Raw genomic sequence first — 20,126 nt, forward strand, 5'->3', positions numbered from 1 at the left:
ATTCATTTATATATAGTAATTTTGCAGGCATGAAACGCATCACGATACTGTTGACGGGCATCTTGGTGGGGCTGACGGCCTCGGCACAGGATGAGATAGGTGAGCCGACGTTTGTGCCTTCGGTGAAGGTGGGCAAGACGCTGGTAGATGGCGATTCCATACAATATATGGAAATGTCGAATGTCTATGTGTATCCCGAACTGACGTTTAAGAGCAAGCGTCAGCAACAGGCATATCTACGACTGGTGAAGAATGTAAAGAAGGTGCTGCCCTTAGCCAAACAGGCGCGTCAGATTATTATTGAGACGGCTGAGTTTACAGAGACATTGCCACCAGAGGAGCGCAAGGCACACCTGAAACGCGTGGAACAGTCGGTGGTGAAGCAGTATAAGCCTCAGATGAAGAAACTGACGTTCTCACAGGGTAAGTTGCTGATTAAGCTTGTGGACCGTGAGTGCCACTCTACGGCTTATGAGGCAATGCAGGCTTTTATCGGTCCTGTGCGCTCAGGCATGTGGCAGGCATTTGCCTGGATGTTTGGTGCCTCATTGAAAAAAGGGTATGACGCAGAGGGTACCGACCGCCTGACAGAGCGCGTGGTACTGATGGTTGAGGCCGGTCAACTATAAGATCTTGAGGAGTTAAAGGAGTCAAGGAGTTAAAGGAGTTAAGACGTTAGTCTTTTTCCGTGTAAAGTACTTGTATCAGGGTTTGACCGACGGCTTTGAGCGTGTTGCGGTCCAGGTGGTCCATATCGTCGATAACGGTATGCCATGTGGGGCCAAAGCTACTCTCTTCGCAGTCGGGGTAGTAGTTGATGATATCAATGCAGGGAATCTTTGCCACTTCATTCACGGGTACGTGGTCATCGGTAATGCCGCCACCGTCTTCCTGTGGGAAATAACTGCTGAAGCCTGCGATAGCTGCTGCCTTCCATACACGCTTCACCACGTGGTTGGCATAATACTTCGAATAGCCTTCCTGATAGAAACGGGCACCTTGTCCGCCTACCATGTCAAGCAGGATGCCATAGCGATAGGTTTGAGGTTTGAGATTGGAGGTTTGAGATTTAAATTGTTTTGACCAATATTGTGCGCCCAGCGCCCAAGAGTCGTTGTCGTCATGACTGCCCCAGTCTTCAGCATCAAAGCAAACGAAATCTATACCTACAGGTAATAGACAGGTGTCTGCCTGAAGCAGACGGGCTATCTCTAACATCACGCCAACACCGCTGGCACCATCGTTGGCAGCCATGACGGGTTTTGTGTGGTTGGCTTCGTCAGGGTCGTTGTCAGCCCAGGGACGACTATCCCAGTGGGCACAGAGCAGGATACGCTGCTCTTTTTCTGGCTGATAGCGTGCAATGATATTATTGCTCTGAAGGGGAGTGCCGTCGAAACCTTTAAGTGTGGCTCGCTGTTCGGTCACATCCATGCCGTAGCCCTGGAACTTCTCAACAATCCATTGTCCACACTGTTCGTGAGCCTCACTGTTCATTGTGCGAGGACCGAAGTCGCATTGCTGCTGACAGAAGGTATAAGCGGAGTCGGCAGAGAACTGCGGTCCTACGGGCTTTTCTGTTTCTGACATCGTTTTCTTTCCGCCTCCACAGGCAGTCAGCAGCATGGCTACGGCCATAAGTATATATACTTGTTTCATTTTTCCTGTTCAAAAAAGTTTCTGCAAAGGTACAACTATTTTTTGATATAGTCGCCTGGTTTGATGCCAAATTGCTTCTGGAAGCACTTGGTGAAGTAGGAGGGATTTGAGAAACCTACCATATAACCCACCTCGCTGACCAGGTATTTACCTTCCTGGAGCAGTTGGGCTGCCCGCTTCAGACGTATAATCTGTATCATCTCGTTGGGCGTGACATCTGCCAGGGTCTTTATCTTGGCGAAGAGACCGCTGCGACTGATGCCAAGCTGTTCGGCCAGGAGGTTCACCGACAAGTCGCTATTGGCAATATTCTCCTCGATAATCTGGGTCATCTGCTTCAGGAATTTATCATCGGTGGGGTTGCTGGCAATCTCGGTGATAGGGGCTGTGGGCTCACTGGAGAACTTCTCAATGAGTTTTCTGCGCATGGCAATGATATTGCGGATGCAGGCCTCAAGATACTGCAGCGAGAAGGGTTTCTCGATGTAGGCATCAGCACCGACGTCCATTCCTTCCACCTTCGACTGTTCGTCGGTCTTGGCCGTGAGCATAATGAGGGGGATATGACTGGTAAGGGGATTGCTGCGTACCTGTTTGCAGAAGGTTGCACCATCCATACGGGGCATCATCCAGTCGCTGATAATGAGGTCGTATTCATGTTTGGACAGCAGGTCGAGTGCTTCAATACCATCGTGGGCTGTCGTGACCTGATACTGCTGACTGAAACTGCTGCTGAGGAATTCCAGCATATCCTCGGAATCGTCGACGATGAGGAGACGGGGAAGTTGAGAGCTGGGAGTTGAGGACTGAGAGGTCTGATTAGAATGTCCGTCCTGAGTGTAATCATACCTCTCCGTTCTCCGTTCTCCGTTCTCCGTTTTCAACTCTCCGTTCTCTGTTACCTCCTGACTGACAGGCAGGCAGATGGTAAAGGTGGAGCCTTGTCCTACTTCTGAGTCAACGCTGATGGTACCATGATGCAGATCTACGATATGCTTCACAATGTTGAGGCCGATACCAGTGCCTGGCTTGTTGTCCTGGGCCTGGAAGAAAGGTTCGAAGATACGCTGGCGGTCTTCCTCACGTATGCCCACGCCGTCGTCGCTGACGATGAGACGGAAATGTTCCTCGTCGGGCTCAACGACACAGCTTACCGTGACGTTCTTCTTACTGTATTTATTGGCATTGGTGAGCAGGTTGCTGACCACCTTGGTGATGGCCTCTCCATCGACGATGGCCGTGAAGTGCTCATCAGGATAATTCACCTTGAACTGTCGGCCGTTCTGCAGGAAGGTGGGCTCGAAACGTTCGCAGACGGCATGGAGCAGCTCGTTGATATTGCGTGGCTTGAAATCACTTACGATCATGTGCTGCTCAGCCTTGCGGAAGTCAAGTAGCTGGTTGACAAGTTCCAGCAGACGGTGTGCATTACGGTCAATGATACGCAGTTCCTCATTGTCGGTCTTCATCTTCTCCAACGGTCCGATGATGAGTGATACTGGCGTGCGTATCTCGTGGGCCACCATCGTGAAGAAGTTCAGGCGGGCCTCGCGTGCTTCTTTCTCTTTCTGCTCCTGTAGGCGCTGCATCTCGTACTTATGACGCTTCTCGGCTCGCTTCAGCCGGACGTGAACGTAATACCAGATAATGAATCCAATCAACAGAAGATAGAAGAGTTTGGCATACCATGTCCACCAGAAGGGAGGTGGTACAACAATCGTGATGGTTGCCTCTTTATCGCTCCATATACCATCATTATTGGTGGCTTTCACACGGAAGGTATAGGTACCTGCAGGCAGGTTGGCGTAGGTGGCGCGTGTCTGGTTGCCTACGTAGTTCCACTCTTTGTCATATCCTTCGAGCATATAGGCATACTGGTTCTTTTCTGGTGAACAGTAGCTGAGTGCCACGAATGAGAAGATCATCTGGTTGTGTGCCTCCTGAGCCGTGATATAGACAGGAGGTATCGTACGGTTGGCCTTGATTTGATAAGGGAAGAAGGCGTTGAAGCCGTTCACCGCACCAAAGAAGATGCGTCCGTCACTGGTCTTGATGCCGGCATTAGGCTGGAACTGTTCGCAGACCAGTCCGTCGTGGCGTGTGAAACGCTGGCAGTTGAGGTCCGAAACCGCAGATTTGGGGTTTAGGTTCTGAGGCTCGTATTTCACGATGCCGCGCTCAGTAGACAGCCATAATGCGCCTTGGTCTTCAATGATACTCATCACATTACCAGTCTCTACCGATAGCTCTACCCTGTTGAACTGTTTCTTGGCTATATCGTAATAGCAAAGACCTTCCAGCGTTCCTATCCAAAGACGTCCACTGGCATCTATCATCGTGCAGTTTACCTGGTTACTGGGTAGTGAGTACTTGTCGTCCTCATCGTGGAGATACTGCTTAAACTCCTTGCTATCGGGTGAATAGCACCACATGCCCGCTCCCTGGGTAGACAGCCATATACGGTGCTTGTCGTCCTCGTCGATGTCAATGGCAAGGGCATTGGTGGAACCAATATGCTGGAAATTGTCGGCCTCAGGGAGATAGAGGTTGAATCCTTCCATTGTGGCAACCCATGTGCGCCCCTTGCTGTCATGGCAGATGGCATAGGAACTGGCATCTCTCAGTTGGTTATAGTCATAGTGGCGCAGCTGACCTGTGGTGGTGTTTAAGACATAGACACCTCTGGTATAAGTGCCAATCCATAAGTCTGAGCCCTTTAGGGCAAGGGCATGGGCATTGACCGTGCTCAGTTCGTCCTGGTGGGCATAGTCGATGAATGCCTGTTGCTTGGGTGAATAGCACATAATACCACCATCGTCACTGGCCACCCACACGTTTCCTTCGTGATCTTCGCAGAAACGGGAGATAACGTTACCTCTCAGTCCGTTGTCCGTAGTAAAACTGTCAAACCGCTTGCCTATGGGTGACACATAATTGACGCCTCCATAGAATGTGCCTATCCAGAGACCTCCTTCGTTGTCGTCGGTGATGGCATATACAAAACGGTCTCGCTGTGACTGCTGTTGCCACAGGCGGTTCCATTGACGGGTGTTGGGATTGAAGCAAATCAGTCCGTCGTCACAACCAATACAGATGGTATTGTCGGGGCGTTCGAAAAGCGTATGGATATGGGTGGCACTACCTTCGGGAAGCATTTGTTCCAGATGGCCGTCGTTATGCATGAGCATAAGACCATTTTGCCAGGTGCCAAGCCATAGGCGTCCGTCATGGGTCTGCAACATGCATAGGGAATTGTAAGGGACGGGTGAATTGAAGGATATTCGCTCGAATTTCGCATGCAACCGGTTCAGGCGGCTCACACCATAGCTTCCCCAGTTGGTGACAGCCCATATCTGATTGGCATTGTCAGCAAAAACCTGTGACACATACCCATTCGTCTGAAGGAAATCGTAATGACGAACTTCCTTCTTGTCGCTGTTAATAGCGTAGCACCAGATGCCTTGCTGGTTGGTTGACATCCAGAGATTGCCTTCTTTGTCTATTGACAGGGAGGTGACTGCAGAATGAATATTGATAGGCAGACGTTCAAAGCCATCAGTGTCGTATCTGAGTAGGAAGACGCCACCCTCGGTGCCAACAAGGAGACCCTCGTCAATAGGGAGCAAGGCGGTGATATACTGATTACTCTTGTTTTCAGCTATACGGTAGGGCTGCACTTTGATACCATCGTAGCGGCAGAGGCCGTTGTCAGTGCCAAACCACATGTATCCATATTTGTCCTGAGTAATATGACGTACGGTATTGGAAGTCAGTCCATCCTCCATGCCGATATGCCGATACTGGAAATCATTCCCGCCCCAACTATTGGTAAGGGAACAAAGAATAAAGACAAGGACAAAGGGTAATTTTCGTAACATTGGTTTCATCGTTTTTAGCATTAGCCGTGCAAAAGTAATACTTTTCCAGTGTCTGTGCAAATAAAAGTGTGTCAAATATTATAGTATTCGCTTTTTTTAATTATGAGGTCTGACAATATCATCCAAATGATGTAAATATTGTCCAAATCCCTTAATTTAATACTTTTTTTGCATTGTTGAATGAAAAATAAATGTATCTTTGCCCGTGATTTCGAGAACAAAGATTTCATAACTATATTATTAACGAACTAACTAATTTTTCAGATGGTATGATTACTACTCATTTTAAAAAACTGATGGCAGTCGTCGTTTGCCTTTTGGCTGGAATGACAGCGCAGGCGCAGTTGACGGCAACCTATGAACCGTATGCAGCTACCGAATGGGGTAAAGAGAAAGCTGTAGATTTTAAGTTGACGGATGTGGCACAGGCATTGGAGACTGATACAACCACACTTGTTGCTGCACTTAATTCCTGGACGGCAGAGGGTAGTACCGATGCTAATATGTTCTTCCTGACTACAGCGGAAGGTCTGAGTGACAATTATACACAAGGCGGCAAAGGTGGCTTCTGGGTAAATGCAGAAGGTCTCCCTCAGGCTTGGAGTGATGATAATAGTGGTCTGCGCTGGTTTAATACCATCAGTTGGACATCCGCTGAGAATGAAGATGGAAAGTTTTCTGTTATGATTGGTCAGTTCCCTGGTCAATGCGCTGTAGGCGATACATTCAAGCCTAAGTTCGTGTTGAAGTTGGGCGACAAGGAAGCTACCTTGGAAATTACCATTAATATCATTGAGAAGCCAGCTGTTGATATACCTGAACCTGAATTGGCATGGGGTAAGCTCACCATTGTGGAAGAAATCACGAAGGATGTAACACAGAAACCTCGTTCTGGCTATGATGCAGATAAGGTGGAAGTAGATCTTACGGAGGCTCTCACAAAGCTTGGTGTCAGCGGAGATTTACTGAAAGATGAGTTAAGCCAGTTGCTCTTTGCAAAGATTGCCTATGTAACAGAGGATGCTGTGATGGGTGCTCAGATGAGTGACTCTTTGACTAACGAATCATCAGCAGGTGCCCCTGGCTTCTGGTTGCGCAATTTCAGCGATGCCGAGGGTAATCCTACTTTCGAATGTGGACGTTTTGCTTATGATGGTGATGATTGCTTCTATGCAGAAGCTTTCGCCTTCGATACTGAGACTGGTATCCTTTCTTGTAATATCGGCCAGATGCCTAATAAACTAAAGGGTGGTAATACATATTTTGCTGATATCTATATTGTATATGGTGACAAGGCCATCAAGATTCGTTATAACCTGATTCTGCCTGAAGTAAAGGTAGGAACCCTGGAAGATTATGAGAAGGCAGGTGAGAATACGATAAGAGTGGAAATGGAACCTGCGGAGAGTTATGACACCAAGAATTTCTCTATTGATATTGAGACTATGGTCAATGCCTTAGGTTGTCAAGTTGGAGAGATTGATGACTTCTATATGCTTGACAGTGAAATCGACTTTGCTACTGGTAAGAATCAGGAAGGTGTAGGCTACTGGGTCAGCATGGAAGGAAAGGTGATTAGTTGGGGTAATGATGCGATGTTCTATGTCACGCCAAAGGCTGATGACTACTCAAAGTTCGGTGTTGGTCAGTATCCTGGACATATGAATATTGGCGACTCTGCTCGTGCCACTCTTTATTTCGTGGCTGGCAGTAAGTATTATCAGCTGAATGTTGATTTGGTGATTGTTGCACCAAAACAGGTTGAAGTTGTCTTTGAAAGCGTGGCTCAGCGTTCTATCGAGGTGCAGCAGGTGCCTGGTGAATATGAATGGACATCTGGTGTGGAGATTCCTACAGAGTGGGTAGAGCAGCAGATTGGAACTAGTGATTGGGTTCTTTATGCCCTGGCTAAACTGAATGATGATGGAACAGAAAAGGAAGGTAATGAACGTTACTCAAAGTCATATACCTGCACACCTTATCCTGGCTTCTGGATGGATGGCGAAGGCCGCAATGTAGGTTGGAATCAGACTCCTACCCGTGTCGGTATTACTGTAGCAAGTCCTGAAGGTAAGTTCTCTCTGATGCAGCATCCTGGTGTGGTTCTTGGTGATGTATTCCGCTTCCCCATCTTCTTAGTTAATGAAGAGAATGGTAAGATGGTGACCTTCAACTTCACCTATAGCATTGTGGAGTCTGTCGTAGAAATCGAGGAAGTTGGCTCAGAGGATATTGTATTGCCAGTGTCAGCTGATGACGATGGTGCTTCTGCAACAATCGATCTGTCAGATGTTCTCAAAGCTTTTGATATTACCTTGGATGCATTAGCTAATGGACAATATTTGCACGGCATTACTGCTGATGGAACTTATGGTTCTGGCGTGTCTTTATATGATGGTCTGGCATTCAATGATAAGGGCGTCTGCGTAACAGAAGATCCGTTTATGTTCTTTGATGCAGAATTGAATGAGGATGGTAAGTCTATTACAGTGACAACCTGTGCTACAGCAGACGTTGCTGACGACTATAGTGCAATAGGTACTGTCTGCTTCCTTATAGAAGGCAAACGCTATGTCCTCAACGTGAAGTTTGTTTCTGAAGCAATCTATACTGGTATCACGGAGCATCACTCAGTACCTCATACATCTCTGTCAGCCGTTTATGATCTGCAGGGTCGTAAGGTGGTGAAGACACAGCGTGGTCTCTATATCCAGAACGGACGTAAATATATGGTTAAGTAAGCCATCGATAGACAATAATTAAGGAATCCACCTCGTTTTATAGCGAGGTGGATTCAATTAAAATGCAAAATGAAAAAATTTACTACATTAGTTTTCCTGATGACATTGGCTTCTGTTGCTTTCGCACAGAAGACCGTCTATATCCCTAATGAATGGCGTAATCCGTGGCCATCTGACTCGCTGCTCTACAAAGAGAGCGATCCGGATAATAAGTACACTTGGTCGAAAAGTCGCTCTGTGGAGAGTGATAACGTGATTATCTTCTGGGATAAGAACTACGGAAACAAGAAACCCAACGAACTGGCTACTAGCGATTGGAATTACGTAGATATACCTGACCTTTTGAATAAATGTGAGGCTTTCTACGATTTGGAAATTAACAAACTGGGCTTTGTTGACCCAGTGAAGAGCAACCACAGCAAGTATAAGATGATGGTGCTCATGAACTATTCAAAACCTGGCGACTGGGCATGCTACGGTGGTGGCTACGATTTCGTCATCTCTGCCTTGTGGCTTAATTCGGCAACGTGTAAGCCCGTAGGGCATTCTGTTGCTCATGAGGTGGGACACTCTTTCCACTACATGTGTTATTCTGAGCATGCCGGGCACCAGGATTCCAATACTGATAATACGGGTTTCCACTTGGCGTGCGGCAATGGTCAGGCTATCTGGGAACAGACAGCTCAATGGCAGGCTGCACAGTCATATCCGGAATTGATGTTTGACCAGAGCATCAGCGTGTTCCGTCGTTCTCATAACTATGCCTTCTCGCACGAGTGGCATCGCTATCAGTCATATTGGTTCCATTATTATCTGTGCCAGTATTACAATGATATTACGACTGTTGCTCAGGTATGGAATCAGCCTATGACAGGGCAGAGCAGGGGTAATGGAACTGATTTCAACCAGGCGCTGATGAAACTGAAAGGGCTGGATGCTACCGGACTGTTCCGCCTTTATTATGATTATGCTGCCCGTTGTGCTACATGGGATATTGACGCATGTCGTTCCTACGGAAAGAACTATATTGGTGATTTCGATTACCGTTGCGTCTTGGTGGGTGATACTGCATATCAGGTGGCTCTGGCTTCTGTACCACAGGCTTCAGGATTTAATATTATCCCACTGACCGTTCCTGCTGCAGGTACAAAGGTGACCACGCATTTCACGGCCTTGGCAAGGTATTCCAAACTGGCTGCAGGCGATCCTGCTGAGATGATGACAGGTGAAACACAGTGGGGTAAGACCTCACGCACCTCGTATGTGAGTGCTTCAAACTATAAAGATCGTGGTTTCCGCTTGGGCTATGTGGCATTGATGAATGACGGCACGCGTCAGTATTTCAATGCAGACTCCGTGTATTGCGAGGGACAAACACAGAAGACCTGTGAGGTGAGCATGACAGTACCAGAGAATGTGAAGCAGATGTGGCTCGTCGTGGTACCAGCCCCCAAGAGCTATATCCAACATAAATGGGATGAAAAGGCAGACAATGATGATATGTGGCCTTACCGTTTCCGTCTGGAGGGTGCTGAACTGGGTTCGAAGGCTCAGGTCTATGTGGCTTCTACAATCGATGATCGTGATGTGGCCGATATCACTTTTACTTACGATGTAAATCTGCCCCGTTTGAACTCTTATGACGCTGTGACTGTCAACGTTTCTGGGAAAGCTCAGGCTATGCTGGGTACTGCTTTTCAGATGAATGCCTCTGACATCGCAGACAAGATGCAGGCGTGGACCTCCAGTGGTCCTTCGGAAGGTAAGGTGATGTTTTACCCGATGAATCCAAAGTCGCAGGCACGTGTGAACCGTGGTAGTACGGCTAATGGCTATGGTCACTGGTTTAATGCGTCAGGTGGTGCCACTGATTATGGCAGCAGCGCTTATCTCTATAGCGAGTTCTCGCCAACTGGTCTTTCCTTTAATGTGGGTCAATATCCTAATCGACTGACTATCGGAAATGATTACACCATCGGTCAGATTCTGCGTTATAAACAGAGTGCCGACAAGGAGGCAATGGCCCGCTTCATCTTCCGCGTCCATGTGACAAGCAGTGACTATGGGGCTGAGTTGGCCAGTGTTGAGTATACTGACCCACGTACCACAGGTATCGAGGAAACAAAAACTCAAACCTCAAATCTCAAACCTCAAATCATCTATGACCTGCAGGGTCGTAGGCTCTCTAAGCCTCAGAAGGGATTGAATATTATCAATGGACGTAAAGTTGTTGTAAATAATAAATGATAAGAAGATTCATCACCGTTGTGCTGTATGCAGTTACGCTCTCGCAGCCTCTGCAGGCACAACAAAAGGAAAGCCCGCTCTGGAACGCACCAGGTGCGGGCAATCCGTTTATTCCAGGTTATTTCGCTGACCCAACTATTCGTAAGTTTGGCGATACCTATTATCTCTATGCTACCACCGACGGTACGGGTAATGGTTATGGACCGGCTCAGGTATGGGTGAGTAAGGATTTCGTGAATTGGAAGAACATCATTATGAACTGGCCTACAACGGAAGTGGTTTGGGCACCAGATGTGATGCAGGCTCCAGATGGCACCTATCGTTACTTCTACTGTGAACCATGTGTGCTTCACGAGGGTGTAGGCGATTCTCCTATTGGGCCTTGGAAAAACGTGTTAGGAAAGACAGATGCCGTACTCGTGCCCGACCGTTTTGTTCATAATGCGATTACGTTGGACGGTCAGACCTTTGTGGATGATGACGGTTCTACTTATCTCTATTTCGGTACATGGGGCATATATAAAGGTTTTGGTTGTGGTGTGGCCCGACTGAACGGAGATCTCAAATCTTTTGCAGAGAAGAAGTTGATTCCCAATACGGAGATTACCGATTTCTTTGAGGCACCTTATGTCTTTAAGAAAGACGGCGTGTACTATTTTACCTATAGCAGTGGCTCATGTCATGATGATACCTATCGTGTGCAGTATGCTACTTCTACGGTAGGTCCGATGGGACCGTATGAATATAAAGGTTGTATCCTCAAGACTAATGCTGACCAGACGGTTCATGGTCCTGGTCACCACAGTATCCTGGAGAAGGATGGCAAATACTTTATTGTCTATCATCGTCATAACCTGCCTCGCAGCGTTCATGGCTTTAATCGACAGATATGTATCGATGAGATGAAGTTTGATAACGAAGGAAACATTCTGCCTGTGGTGCCTACGCATCAGTCACCCTTACATCTCAAACCTCAAACGTCAGACCTCAAACCTATTGCAGTCACAGCGTCCTCTTATTACGATGGGTGGTTTAAGCCAGAATATGCTGTAGACGACAATAATGCCACGCTTTGGAAAGCTGCCAACACCAACTGGGGTAGGGGACTGCATCAGGACGAGTGGTTGCAGATAGACTTGGGTAAGGTGCAGAAATTCTCTGAGATATGGACGCAGTTTGAATATGCCACTTTCTTCTATCAATATAAGATAGAGACTTCTGTTGATGGCAAGTCATGGTTGCTCTATGCTGACCGCACCAACAATACCATGCAGGGTTCACCCATGATTGATACGGGCAAGTGCAAGGCTCGTTATGTGCGCATTACTATCACCGACACACAGAAAAACGGGCACATGCCGGCTATCTGGAACGTAAAGATATGGAAGAAGGCTCCAGCTTTACCTGACATCAATGTTGCAGGTAATGATGATTACCCTGGAATGCATCAGAAAGACGTAGAGACATCTGAACGTCAGTTTGCTTCTTTCACGCTCGATGCTTCCCTGCTGTCAGAAGGACATAAAGCTCCTTTTGATGTAACGGAAGTACAGTCCTTCAAGGCTAACAAGCCTATTCGTGTCAGGGTGAAAGACGGTCGTTGGGCACTTTTCTTCAATGGCACACAACGTCTGACAAGTGATGCGTTTTTACCGACAACTTATCGTTATAATGCTCCTTATACGATATCTGCCTGGACGTTAAGTACCAAGGTAGGCCCAGTGTCTACCGTCGCATCGCTTACTACTTCGCGTGCCGACCTTGCCACTACCGAATTTCGCTTGGGGTCAGATCCTCAGACGGGCCTTATCAATCATAATGGCTCGTTCGAAAGTTGTGGCCTGCCTCAGCAGATTAAGGAGGGCGAAGGAAAGTGGCAGTTCTGGACTATTACTTTCGACGGCTGGAAAGAACGTGTTTATCTGAATGGTGAATTGGCTCGTGAGCAGAATAACTTTCTGATGATCCGCCCGGAGGGACATATCACGATTGGTGCCGATGGCTCAGGGGCTAATAATTTTATGGGGTATATCAGTATGCTGACCATTTCTCCTAAGGCTACGACAGCCGAAGAGGTGATGGAACTCTATGACAAAACAAAACTGTCGGCTATTCCCTCCTTGGGCGATGATGATTTTGAGGAGGCCGATCCTGACAGCAAGTTCACGCTCTCACCGCTGATGAAACCTGTATTTGAGAAGAAGGAAACCTTCAAACTCAGCACTCAAAGTGCAGACTTCAATCAGGCTCCACTTAGTCATGGCGGTACTGTCTATAAAGAGTTAGAAGGCGACTTCGTCGTGATGACACGTGTCAATGATATGGAAGGTCTGAGTCAGCATAGCGTAAAAGGTTACAACGAAGTGGGATTACTCGTTGCCAATGGTAATACTTACTACCAGTTGGGTGCTTTCCCGCTCTATAACTGCGGCAATATGCTTACGGTACTGAGTCCTCATGGTCGTCCGCAGTTCCCCAACTCCAAGGGTTACGACTTCGACCCTGTCATGCAGTTTGAACGTCGTGGCGATTTGCTCTTTGCCCGCACCAGTAAGGATGGCGTGACATGGAATAACATGCCAGGTTCGCCGATTGAAGTAAAAACGAAGAAATTGTCTGTTGGCGTTTATCAGACCACCTATTCCGAAAACTATTCTTGGGCTACACTTAGTGACTTCACCATCTACCAATAGATTTCTATTGGGCGATGGTGAAGTTCGCCTCTATATTCACTTTTAGTAAGGTGCCGTTATAAGGATACTGGTATTGCATGGTCACTGCGTGGGCATCGTGCCAGCAGTTTTCCTTGTATAGGCCGCAACTCCAGTTCCATAGGTCGTTGAACACCTCGATATATACATGGCCTTGGGCATAATAACCTGGGTCGCCATCGCTATTAAACCATCCGCCAAAGACGCCGTTGGTGTGGTTCTCTCCTTCAGTACCATCAGTATATAGGGGCACAATGCTCAGTTCTGCTTCATTCATCTCGTTGGTGCTGAGGCCCATCAGATTGCATACCTGTTGCTTGCTGATGTGGACTTTGTTGTCCTGGCTATACCCCTGATACCAGTTCATGGCTGTATTTACCGTGATGCTTCCGCAGTATCTCTCTTTGTTGACTGGTTCACTGGGTGTGGGAATGTCAGCTACGAGATAGGAGAAATGGGTATTCCTGTTCTGAAGCCATTTTTGCATCTTGTTGAGTTCGGTATCAAAACGTTTTCCACTGATAGGCCAGCGCTGGAATTCGCGGTCAATAGCACCTGATGCACGCATCTGTTCTACATATTTCATGCACTCATTCCATGCATGAGTGACAATCGTATCCTTTACCGCTGCCCATTGCGCTTTATAGGCTTCTACGAATTCCGGACATGCAAACAGGTCGGTAAAGAATTGTGGCACGTAGTTATACTGTCCGTTTCGTTTCAGGGGGTTAGAGCCCATCACGGTCTCTGTAAAATCTGTAAAGAAGGTGTGTCCTGTGGTCATCTGTCCCCAGTCGAAGTCATAGCCGGCGTCAAAGTCCCATAGGGGTCCCATCACCCAAGGACCGTCACCATCCTTATGCATATAGATAGAGCGAGGGGCTGACAATTCTACGTTATACACAAATTCCTGAATGAGCAGGTATTTGATGAATGAGGGAACATCAAGCAACTGCTGAACCTGTGTATAATCCTTGTTCTTGATTGCTGTCTCAAGTTCGGCAAAGACATTGCGCACGGAATCAACGGTATTCACTGTCCAGCGTTCGTCATCGGGATACTTTACGCATACAGGCATTCTGTAGACCGTCGACCAGAAATTATCATTGGCATAAGGATTCTCGCCAGGACCATCATCCACATCGAGTGCAATAAGGATGCCATGCTCGTCGCTCACAGCCACGCGGTTTTTATTCTGCTGAACCTGTTCAGTCAACTGATAAATCCCTTTGTAGTCGCCATTCAGAAAGAGTTCTACGTAGCGAGTGTGGTTCGTATAGGGCAAGCCTAAGTCACGTCCCATCTCGAATACAAAGGTGTTCATGATGTCCGTCACATCACGATAGTTGGCGAGCAGTACCCAACTCTTGGCTTTGTCAAGTCCCAGCACTTTGTGTTTATCATTAAGCTTGATACGATAGGGCTTCTTGTCGTACCACAAAAAAGAACTGTTTCCGCGTCCGCGCATTTGGATATTGGCAGAGTAGCTGGTGAATGATTCCTGGGCATTCAGTGAGAGGTGAGCATCGGTATATGTCTCTTTCGAGGTGATATCCTGACCGTCCTTCGTGGTGATGTAGAGTTGGAATACTTTATATGGGTCTTTCGTTTCGGTAAGAGGCTCGTCTTCAAACGTTATACTATCAATGTGGTTCACGTCGAAAGGTATTCTTAATTCACCTGTGACGTCCGTCATCATTTGACGTCTTGCTTTGTCAAACGTCATCTCGTTGAGACTATCCACAACGATGGGAAAGTTCCATTTGCCTCCCATCTGGTTCATATAGACATGGGCCCGCTGTTGTGCTCCTGCAGTCAATGTGCAGAATATTGTTAGCAGTATAATAAGTAGTTGTTTCATTAAAAAGTTATTGCGTTATTAACGATGCAAAGTTACACATTTATTCTATAACGGGATTAAAACTTTCGTCCAAAAAGATACAAATAGCGTCTAATCTTCAGATTATTTGGACTATTTTTTTACGTTAGGGAAAATTTATTGCATACCTTTGCAACATGGTCAAGAAAAATGGACATAACATGAAGAGAATCCTGGTGGCGGGCATCATGTCTGCACTTGTGTTTGTTGGTGTGATGGCAACTCCTCGTAGCATTGTGAGCGTGAAAGACGTCAATGTGAAAGTGGCTGCTGGTAATGCACCCCAACTGCCTTATCAACTGTGGGTGACTTATACCGACGGGAAAGGTGAATATCGACAGGTGCGCTGGCTTAATTCGTCGCTCGACGTGGAGCAGGAACAGGCAGATGCCACACATCATCCTGTGGGTTCCACCTATGAGGTACGTGGTTTCATTGTGGGTGATAACACCACTTCCAATGGCTATCCTATCAAGGCGCGTGTCAGTGTGGTACAGCAGACAGAGAGACCTGCCTCGCATCCCGTTGCCCAGCCACTGCCATTGGACAAGGTGCAGCTGACGGGTGATGATCGTCTGACGCATAACCGTGATCTGGATATCGACAACCTATTGTCGCTTGATCCAAAACAGCAACTCTATAACTATTATGATACATATGGCTTGCCAACTACTGACTGTCCTGTCAGCGATGGTTGGGACTCACCTACTACAAAACTGAAGGGGCATGGTACAGGACATTACCTCTCTGCTATGGCCATGGCTTATGCCAGTTGTCAGGACAAACAGAAAAAAGCATTACTACTGAGTCGCATTGAATTGATGTTGAATGAGATGCGACGTTGTCAGGAACGGACTTTTGTCTGGAGCGATTCCTTAGGCCGCTATTTCGAGGCCCGTGACGTGGCACCAGAGGCAGAGCTGCGTGAACTGAAAGGCTCGTGGAAAGATTTCGATAACTATAAGCAGGACTATCGTCACTACGGCTATGGCTACATCAATGCCATTCCACCACAACACTGCGTGCTCATAGAGATGTATCGTCCCTATAACAACGAAGACTGGGTATGGGCACCTTATTATACCGTGCATAAGCAGTTGGCCGGATTGATTGATATAGCCAGTATCATTGATGATAAAGCCATCAGTGAGAAAGCGCTGCTCATTGCCCGTGACATGGGACTCTGGGTGTGGAACCGCCTGCACTATCGAACCTACGTCAAAAAAGATGGTACGCAGGCTGAGCGTCGTGAGCATCCTGGTAATCGTTACGAGATGTGGAACATGTACATTGCCGGTGAGGTGGGAGGTATGGCTGAGTCACTGGCCCGACTGTCGATGATGGTCACCGATAAAGAACAGCGTGCACACCTGTTGGAGGCTGCCACTTGTTTCGACTCACCAGCTTTCTTCGACCCCTTGGCTCGTAATGTCGATGCTATCCGTACGCGTCATGCCAACCAGCATATCCCTATGATAACGGGAGCCCTGAAATGCTATGAGGCGGGGGGCGGCACCTATTATTATAATATCGCACAGAATTTCTGGCACACCATTCAAGGGCGTTACCGTTATGCTATGGGAGGCGTGGGCAATGGCGAGATGTTCCGGTTGCCCTATACGCAGATGCTGTCAATGGCCAACAATCCTGAGCCTACGATTAATGAGACTTGTTGTGCCTACAACCTGGCTAAACTGACAAAGGATCTGAACTGTTTCAATCCTGATGATGCCAGCTATATGGACTACTACGAGCGCTTACTCTACAACCAACTCGTGGGTTCTATCAATCCCCATCAGTACCAGGTGCTCTATCAGTATGCCGTGGGTCTTAATGCCTCGAAACCTTGGGGTAACGAGACTCCGCAGAGTACCTGTTGTGGTGGTACGGGCGCTGAGAACCATGTGAAATATCAGGAGGCGGCATATTTCGTGAATGACAACACGCTTTGGGTGGGACTTTATCTGCCTACAATCGCTACGTGGGATGCCCAGAAAACCGTGATTCGTCAGGAATGCCAATGGCCCGCAGAGAAAAGTATCATCCGTATACAGAAGGGTGGGGGACGTTTTGCCATGAAACTTCGTGTGCCCTATTGGGCTACTGAGGGTTTCGACGTCAGACTGAATGGTAAATCCATCACCCATCACCCCACGCCTGGCACCTATGTCGAGATTCCGCTTCGCAAATGGACAAAGAAGGATGTGGTAGAGGTCATCATGCCCTTTACACGTCACCTCGACTATACCCCTGATAAACTGGAAGTGGCAGGAAGACAAACCTACAGCCCTATGTGGACGGCTGCGCTGATGCAGGGACCATTAGTGATGGCTGCTACGGGTGTGAAGACATGGGACGAGGCTACCATTCATGATGAGGCCGACTGGGACCGTTTTCATTTCGTGCCCGATTATGATGCCGACCGTCATGTCACCCATTACTTCCGACTGGATGCTCCAGTGCCTCCTGCTACTGAGGTCGATACATTGGTGCTGAGTCAGACATTGGCAATGGCAAAGGGCCGAATTGACGCTCAGCAGGCTTGGAATGCGCTAACGATAAAAGTGCCCGAACATGCGCCATGGGCGCCTCATGGTTATGCCCGCATGACGGAACAGTATCAGCAATGTGCAACCATTCTGACCTCCAGGATTAATCCTGTTGATGCGGAGAAGTTGCTGTCCAAACTGAATGCTGCGCTCACAGCCATGCGTCCAGGTAATCTGGCTGAGATGGAGGATATGGATGAACTGAAACAGCTGATGCAGCAAGTTCGTGACCTGCCACGTTCTGAAGTTCGGCGTGATGCCTTGTGGCGTGCAGAGCGTGTGGTGCGTTACGTCACCGATGGCAGTGGCACCAAGGATATGATTGATAAAGCAACCAACCAACTAAAAGACATATTGAAGTAACGATGAGAATAGGAATGACGATGGTGCTGGCCCTGGCATTGACGCAAGGAGTTTCAGCACAAGACAATACCAATATCAAGGATGCCTATCAGCGTGCCTTTGGCATAGGCAGCAGGTATTCCTGGAAGATGAAGTATGGCGATGTGAACGTGCACTTGAAACGTGGCACACATCAGTTCTGGTATTCCCTGTATGATGGCAAGGGACAGGTGTATAAATTGGTTGATGCCGACAAGAACACGGTAGAGGTGTTGACAGAGAATCCGGAGAAACCGCGTCAGCGCCCTGAATGGCGTGGACCGCAGCGTCACTGGATGGAGGTGCCCGATGAGAAGGATGGTTTCAGGATGTCGCCAGATGGTAAGTCTCAAGTGTATCTTAAGGACAATAACCTTTGGGTGAAACTAAATGGGGAGGAACGTGCTCTGACTACCAATGGTGATTCCACTTATTACTATTCGGCCTGGGGCTCGTACTCTGCCGACGGTCGCTATTATGCCACAGTGCGTATCAAACCAGCCCCCAAGCATTATGTCTATTATGTGGAATCATCACCCAAAGACCGTTTGGAACCCGTATTACACAAACAGGAATATGCCAAGCCTGGTGACTCGCTGAATTATCGTGTGCCTGTCATTGTAGAGATGGCGACAGGTCGCGTGATAGAACCTTCAACGGATTTGTTTAAGAGTCAGTATCAGGTGACTGCTCCCCGTTGGGATGCCGATAACGAACATGTGACGTTTGAATTCAACGAACGTGGTCATAAGACCTATCGTGTACTGGAACTCTCTGCGAAAACTGGTTTGGTACGAACGCTTATTGAGGAGAAAAACGACAAGTATATCAACTATAACCGTCAGCGCCGCATCGATCTGCAGGATGGTAAACGGATCGTTTGGACCAGTGAGCGTGACGGACGTAACCATATCTATTTGTATGACAGACAAAAAGGACAGTTGATACGTCAGGTGACGAAAGGTGAGTATTATGTGCGTGGCATTCAGCATGTGGATGAGAAGGCTGGTATCATCTATTTCTCGGCCTGTGGCATGAACAAAGGCGAGGATCCCTATCTGATACATTATTATAAGATAGGCCTGAATGGCAAGGGTCTGGTATGTCTTACACCCGAGGAGGGCAACCATAGCGTGACCTATACCGAAGATATGGTTTATCTGATTGATACTTATTCCACCGTTACGACGCCCCCTGTCACAGTATTGCGTTCGGGCAAGGATGGAAAAATCCTTCGTACCTTGGAAACTGCTGATATCACAGCTTTGGAAGCAGTGGGTTGGAAGGCCCCTGAGGTCTTTGTGGCCAAGGGACGTGATGGCAAGACGGATATGTGGGGACTGATTCAGCGTCCGTCGAACTTCGACCCCAACAAAAAATATCCCATCATAGAATATATCTACTCAGGTCCTGGCGATCAGTATGTGCCAAAGACGTTCACACCATGGCTCTATTACCTCCAGAATATGGCTGAACTGGGCTTTATCGTAGTGCAGGTTGATGCGATGACTACCTCATATCGTACCCGTGAGTTCGAGGAGGTATGCTATAAGAACCTGAAGGATGGCGGACTGCCAGACCGTATTGCCTGGATTAAGGCGGCTGCAGAGAAGTACCCTTATATGGATATCGACCGTGTGGGTATCTATGGCTGTAGTGCAGGCGGACAGAATGCGCTGGCTGCTGTGCTGTGGCACGGAGATTTCTATAAGGCTGCCTATGCTGCCTGTGGCTGTCACGATAACCGAATGGATAAGATCTGGTGGAATGAACAGTGGATGTCGTACCCTATCGACAGCTCTTACGTAGAATGTTCAAATGTGGAGAATGCCTACCGACTGGAGCGTCCGCTGATGCTAGTCGTAGGTGAACTGGATGATAATGTGGATCCAGCCTCTACTATGCAAGTGGTCAACGCATTGGAAAAAGCTGGTAAGGACTTTGAACTCGTGGTTATCCCTGGTGCCCATCATACGATGGGTGAGAGCTACGGCGACCATAAGCGCTACGATTTCTTCGTGCGTCATCTGTTGGGCGTTGACCCACCGAAATGGAGCGAACTAAAATGATTCAATAACAAA

General features: G+C 47.8%; 9 protein-coding genes. 6 read left to right on the forward strand and 3 right to left on the reverse strand.

Annotated features, from left to right (window positions below; all coding sequences use genetic code 11):
* Positions 1-29: 29 nt before the first annotated feature.
* Entirely contained in the window at positions 30-629 is a 600-nt protein-coding gene (locus L6466_RS00850) for a DUF4294 domain-containing protein (protein WP_237793663.1), read from the forward strand.
* 46 nt (positions 630-675) lie between these two features.
* Here the strand turns inward: L6466_RS00850 and L6466_RS00855 are convergent, their stop codons facing one another.
* Both L6466_RS00855 and L6466_RS00860 read right to left on the reverse strand, forming a co-directional pair.
* Positions 676-1,659, reverse strand: a complete 984-nt coding sequence (locus L6466_RS00855) for a M28 family peptidase (protein ID WP_237802357.1) — start codon at positions 1,657-1,659, stop codon at positions 676-678.
* 35 nt (positions 1,660-1,694) lie between these two features.
* Entirely contained in the window at positions 1,695-5,537 is a 3,843-nt protein-coding gene (locus L6466_RS00860; protein ID WP_237802356.1) for a hybrid sensor histidine kinase/response regulator transcription factor, read from the reverse strand.
* 296 nt (positions 5,538-5,833) lie between these two features.
* Here L6466_RS00860 and L6466_RS00865 point away from each other — a divergent pair, with 296 nt between their 5' ends.
* The 3 genes from L6466_RS00865 to L6466_RS00875 all read left to right on the forward strand — a co-directional run bounded on the left by L6466_RS00865 (position 5,834) and on the right by L6466_RS00875 (position 13,218).
* Complete coding sequence (locus L6466_RS00865) at positions 5,834-8,278, forward strand: DUF4859 domain-containing protein (RefSeq protein ID WP_237802355.1); 2,445 nt, start codon at positions 5,834-5,836, stop codon at positions 8,276-8,278.
* A gap of 69 nt (positions 8,279-8,347) precedes the next feature.
* Positions 8,348-10,525: a DUF6055 domain-containing protein gene (locus L6466_RS00870; protein WP_091813427.1), complete on the forward strand. Its 2,178-nt coding sequence runs from the start codon at positions 8,348-8,350 to the stop codon at positions 10,523-10,525.
* Entirely contained in the window at positions 10,522-13,218 is a 2,697-nt protein-coding gene (locus L6466_RS00875; RefSeq protein ID WP_237802354.1) for a family 43 glycosylhydrolase, read from the forward strand. The genes L6466_RS00870 and L6466_RS00875 overlap by 4 nt, the downstream gene beginning before the upstream one ends.
* Positions 13,219-13,222: 4 nt before the next feature.
* Here L6466_RS00875 and L6466_RS00880 read toward each other — a convergent pair whose 3' ends face one another.
* Positions 13,223-15,097 (reverse strand): CotH kinase family protein, encoded by a 1,875-nt coding sequence (locus L6466_RS00880; protein ID WP_237802353.1) that lies wholly within the window; start codon positions 15,095-15,097, stop codon positions 13,223-13,225.
* Between the two features lie 179 nt (positions 15,098-15,276).
* Between L6466_RS00880 and L6466_RS00885 the strand changes: the two genes are divergently transcribed.
* On the forward strand, positions 15,277-18,027 hold the full coding sequence (locus L6466_RS00885) for a beta-L-arabinofuranosidase domain-containing protein (protein WP_237802352.1): 2,751 nt from the start codon (positions 15,277-15,279) through the stop codon (positions 18,025-18,027).
* A gap of 2 nt (positions 18,028-18,029) precedes the next feature.
* Positions 18,030-20,114 carry a DPP IV N-terminal domain-containing protein gene (locus L6466_RS00890; RefSeq protein ID WP_237802351.1) on the forward strand — a complete coding sequence of 695 codons (2,085 nt, stop codon included), beginning with the start codon at positions 18,030-18,032 and terminating at the stop codon, positions 20,112-20,114.
* Positions 20,115-20,126: the final 12 nt, after the last annotated feature.

This window comes from Prevotella communis (genome assembly GCF_022024175.1).
GTDB classification, from domain to species: Bacteria; Bacteroidota; Bacteroidia; order Bacteroidales; family Bacteroidaceae; genus Prevotella; species Prevotella communis.